This is a genomic window from Spiroplasma sp. ChiS, assembly GCF_002968355.1.
Lineage (GTDB): Bacteria > Bacillota_I > Bacilli_A > Mycoplasmatales > Mycoplasmataceae > Spiroplasma > Spiroplasma citri.
In genome coordinates, this window is the sequence record NZ_PUUH01000313.1 from 1 (window position 1) to 4,779 (window position 4,779).

The 4,779-nt window shown below is 24.4% G+C and carries 5 protein-coding genes; all 5 read left to right on the plus strand.

All coding sequences use genetic code 4. The features are described from left to right. The first annotated feature begins 830 nt into the window (after nucleotides 1–830). The 5 genes from C6B38_RS08805 (at nucleotide 831) to C6B38_RS08825 (ending at nucleotide 4,363) form a co-directional block, all read left to right on the plus strand. Nucleotides 831–1,601 carry a hypothetical protein gene (locus C6B38_RS08805; protein ID WP_233485728.1) on the plus strand — a complete coding sequence of 257 codons (771 nt, stop codon included), beginning with the start codon at nucleotides 831–833 and terminating at the stop codon, nucleotides 1,599–1,601. Between the two features lie 2 nt (nucleotides 1,602–1,603). Then, nucleotides 1,604–1,894: a hypothetical protein gene (locus tag C6B38_RS08810; protein WP_105299345.1), complete on the plus strand. Its 291-nt coding sequence runs from the start codon at nucleotides 1,604–1,606 to the stop codon at nucleotides 1,892–1,894. Then, entirely contained in the window at nucleotides 1,894–2,133 is a 240-nt protein-coding gene (locus tag C6B38_RS08815) for a hypothetical protein (protein ID WP_105299346.1), read from the plus strand. The genes C6B38_RS08810 and C6B38_RS08815 overlap by 1 nt, the downstream gene beginning before the upstream one ends. Before the next feature lie 15 nt (nucleotides 2,134–2,148). Further along, nucleotides 2,149–3,558, plus strand: a complete 1,410-nt coding sequence (locus C6B38_RS10715) for a spiroplasma phage ORF1-like family protein (protein WP_199558626.1) — start codon at nucleotides 2,149–2,151, stop codon at nucleotides 3,556–3,558. A 265-nt stretch (nucleotides 3,559–3,823) separates the two neighbouring features. Next, nucleotides 3,824–4,363 (plus strand): hypothetical protein, encoded by a 540-nt coding sequence (locus tag C6B38_RS08825; protein ID WP_105299347.1) that lies wholly within the window; start codon nucleotides 3,824–3,826, stop codon nucleotides 4,361–4,363. Nucleotides 4,364–4,779 lie beyond the last annotated feature (416 nt).

A 4,779-nucleotide genomic window follows, 5' to 3' on the forward strand; every position in this document is an offset into this window, starting at 1 on the left:
TTAAAGCGATTGAGGGTTGAGCCGGAACGCTTGCTAAATGAGCCGGAGGTTTTACAACTTGATTTTTAGCCTTTTTGGGTGCAAACGCTATTTTAATTATTCCGATTGTATTAATGTTCGTTGTTTTAGGGATTGAAACCTTGCGAAAATTAATACACGGATATTAGTAGTTTTTAACCCCTAAAAAGTTAAAAAGTATTGAATATTACTGAAAAGAAAGGAATAAATAAAATGTTAGAAAAAAGTGTCTTTGATATTTATATTGAATTTATGCAGATTATATTTGGTGTAGATATGCCACCGGCTTTGGCTTATATTTGTTTTACTTTGTTTTTAACTTTTATTATTGGTGTTATATTTTGAATATTTAGATTGATATTTAGGGGGTTTTGTTAATGACTTGAAATCAGTTTTTAGATAAAGTTTATCAAGGATTATATCAGTTTGCTTTTTTTATTCCCGCTAATAAATTAGGTTTGATTGATAAAACTGTTGAATATTATGTCTGTATGGTAGTTATATGATTGTTTATTTTCTTTACTATATGGTTTGTTATTTATATGATTTTTAAAATATGTAAAGTGGTATCTTAAATGTTAAATATTAGAAAATGAATTATAAATTGATATTTAATGAATTGATTTTTTACATTAATTATGATTGTTTTAAATTGTTTAATTATATTTAAAAAAAATATATTTAGTGGTTGATTAAATATTATTTTTATAGTTTTTGTTTATATATTTAGTATATATGTAATATTTTTATTTTTTAAAGACTTAAAAAGTCAACTTGCATTTTTTAAAACTATTAAACAAAGCCCTATAACGATGATGATTGGTGATTTAGGTTCTGGGAAAACAGCGTTAGCAACTTATTTATTAATATATTCAAAATATGAAACTAAATATTCTAATTATCCAATTTTTAATAATGATATCGCACTAGGAACATTTGATATGTTTGATAATAATAATTTAAAAAATCCGATACCTTATAGTGAAAGTAATTTAGTTGTTTTAGATGAAATGGCTTTATATATTCCTGCTAATGAGGTTAAAGATGGTGCTATGAAAAAATATAGTGGCGTTATTCCGAGTTTGGTTCTTATGCGTCAATATAATATTAATGTTGTATTTATTGGACAAAGAGAAAAACATCATTGAGTAGAATATAGAGAGTTAGCAACCGCATTAATGTTGCCTTTAGACTGCAAAACACCGCTTTTACAATTTAAGGGAATATTAAAATATTTTATTTGATTTTTTCCTAAGTTTAAATTTAATATTGGTATTTTTAAAGATAAAGATAATTATGATATTTGAAAATCTGAAAGTGTTAAGCGTTCTGCTAATGGTAAAAAAGTAAAATTAAAAAATGCTAGTGCTATTGGTATGCGTAATTTTAAAATTACAGTATCTTTATTAGATGTTATGAATTATGATACAAAATATTTACAATTTGTTAGAGATATTAAAAATGACAGAGTTAAAGATAAATCATTGACTTATTGAGATTATGTTAATTTTGATAGTTTAGAAGATTTAGAAAAAATGGGAGCAACAAGATTAGTTGAAAATTTACAAAAAGGAGGTAAATAATTATGAATTTATTAACGAGTTGGGATGATGCTTTTAATGTTGTTATTGATATATTTATGAAGATTATGGATTGAATGTGAACTTTAAAATTGCCAGCAACAGACATCCCTTTATATGTTCTTTGAATTATAGGGGGTATTTTAGGAATTTTTATGCGTTTGGTTGGTTCAGCACCACAATTAAGTACAATGTCTCAAAATACCGCTTCTGCCATGTCTGCGGGTTTAGGTGCTATTCGTTTGAAAGAGAGCAAACAAATTAAACATATTAAAGCTAATAAAGGTGAAAAATAATGATTAAATTATTATGATTTTTTCTTGTAATAGGCATTATTGGTTCTGCGTTTGTTGCAAATATTTTTTTAGCATCAGAGACAGCAATGGCAACAATAAAACAATGGTTTAATAGTTCAAACGAATTTTATAAATTAGTTGCTAATTTATTTATTATTGCAACCCACCCTATTTTTAGATTGTTTATCGCCTTTGGAATTATGCTTATGATTATAAGGGTTATATTTGCGGTTAGATAGAAAGGAAAATATGTTATGCGTAAAAAAATATTAAGTTTTTTTCTTGTTTTATTAATTCCTTTTGGGTGAATATTTCTTTTTAATGGCACTATTTCAGAAAAAAAAGACAATTTTAGTGAAAAAACTATCAATGAATTAAATAAATATGATTTACAAAGTACTTTAATGATAAGACAAGATTTTTTTATGCATAATTTAAGTCTTGAAAATTATGCTTTTTCCTTTGGTATAAGATTGGCAAAACCGTTGTATGGAGTTAGTATTGAACCAAAAGACAAAAATTTTTGATTAAAAAAATTTGTTGATAAATCATATAATAAAGATTGAAATTTTGAATTTAATTTAATACAAAAAGACCAAAAAACAAATAATAATAAAACATTAGCAACGTTTAATATGAGTTGAATGGATGACGAAGATTATTTTTTATATTTTTTTGTTTTTATAGATGGTGTTAAATATAAATTTACTTTTGATTTTCCCGGTGAAACATTAGCTTGATTATTTATGCCTTATTTTAATAATCAAAATTCCCGTTATTTTGATATGGAGTATTTAATTTTTAATTTTAGTTATCGCAGTCTTTTAGAAAAATATAAAATTACCGAAGAGAATTTTAAATTAGCAGAACCAAAATATTATATTGATAATATTTTACAAGGTAATTGAAATTTAGAAAATTTATTTCAAATTTTAGATTTTGTTTATTCAAATACTTTGCGTGGTATTTTTGATGTTGGTAATCCTTATGAATATGTTAAGTTTTTTTCTTCTACTGGTGATGTTGGTTTTTCGTTTTTTGTAAAAAATGGTTTTTTGTTATATCCAAAGGCTTTGTATTTTAGTTTACGCGGAGCTGGAAGTGATAATTATTTTTCTAGTCCAATAGTTCGGTTTTATAATGCTTATAAAGTAGATGTTAAAGATTTTTCATATTATTTTTATTCAAATTGAAACACTGAAACTGATAAATTACCGAGTATATATGAGGTATTTTCAGAAGTAAAAATGTTAGATATGGCTAATAGTGATAAATATAAAGGTTTTAATGTTTTTGAATTTATTAGTACTAAATTAACTGCTCATAATTCTATTGAAATTCATGGCTTTAATTTTAGTATATATAATGTTAAAGACTGACAAAATGAAATTAATGGTGGAAAAATATGACAATTACCTTATTTAGATGCTCCGTGATATAGATTGGATAAACATATTATTAATGCTCTTATTTGAGCGTTTAATAATTTACCTGGTATTAAAGAGGTTGGTAAATATATTAATGCCTTGGGAAATACTATCCATAATGTTAATTTGCTTTGAGAAAATATTAGTAACTTATTTGCCTTTGATATAACTTTTAAATTATTCCTTGGTGCTATTATCTCATTAGCGATGTTTAATGGTGTTATGCGATATTTATAATAAATACAAGCAAAACAAAGACAGACACAGACAGAGACAAATAGATAGGCAAACACCACGGAGGAGGGACTTTATGTCCTCCCCGTGTGTTGTTTGCTGGGGTACAGGTCGCGAAGCGACCTAGGGGCGAAGCCCCTTTCCTTGATTAACTAGCACAACGGGAGAAACGGAAAAATAAGAATATTTGACAAGATAAAAATAATTAAATATACTTAAATTATGTATTTATTAAATACATATAAATAAAATGAAAGGAATAATATATATGAAAAAAATATTAAGTTTAATAGGAGCAACCGCTATAACAACGAGTGGAGGAGCACCTTTAATGGCAATGATGTCAAATAATAAAAATCCAAATTTTTCAATAGGAGAAAGCAGTAGTTCTGTTGTTCGGGGAGAAGATAAAATATTAAAAAATAGTATATATACAGTTGATAAAACAAAAAAAACTTTTTTTGCACCTTGAATTATTTATTTATCTTCAGAAACAATTCAAAATCTTAATAAAATTTCAACTAATGATTCAATATTGCATGCTCAAAAATCAGAGCAAATGATAGATTTTATAATCCAAAAAGTAGCAACAAATAATTCTAATGATGATGCTAATGAATTTGTATCAAAAATGAATAGAAAATCACTTTCAGATAAAATTTTTTATAATAATTTTTATTTAGATATTCCTGAAATTTTTTCAAAACCTTTAATAAAAAATAATAATGGTGTTGGAATTATTATAAATGAAGATGAAAATGAAGATAAAAATGGAAGAATCATTCATATATTTGATCAAAAAAATTAAATTGACAACTAAAAAATAAAAAATATAATTTAAATTAGAATAAAAAAACATTTATCAAAATGTTTAATGTATTCAAACCAAAATAAATGGTTTCACTTCACGAAACTTTAAATATAAGTAAATTTTTTTTATTTTTGTTTTAGAAAGGAAATAAAAATGAATGTAAATATAAATGCATATAATCGTTTAACTGGAAAAAATTTATATAAACCTTACGTATTATGTAAATCTAAGCTCCAATTAATCTCTTGTTATTTTGATAATAACATCATTTTTAACAAATGCAACTCTTTTTTTAAAAAAATAAAATATTTTATAAATATAGCTTAATTTAACCATATTTAAGCACACTAAAAAAGCATTTATTAAATTTTAATTAATAAATTTACTTAATATTCTGTAAAAACATTTCTTTT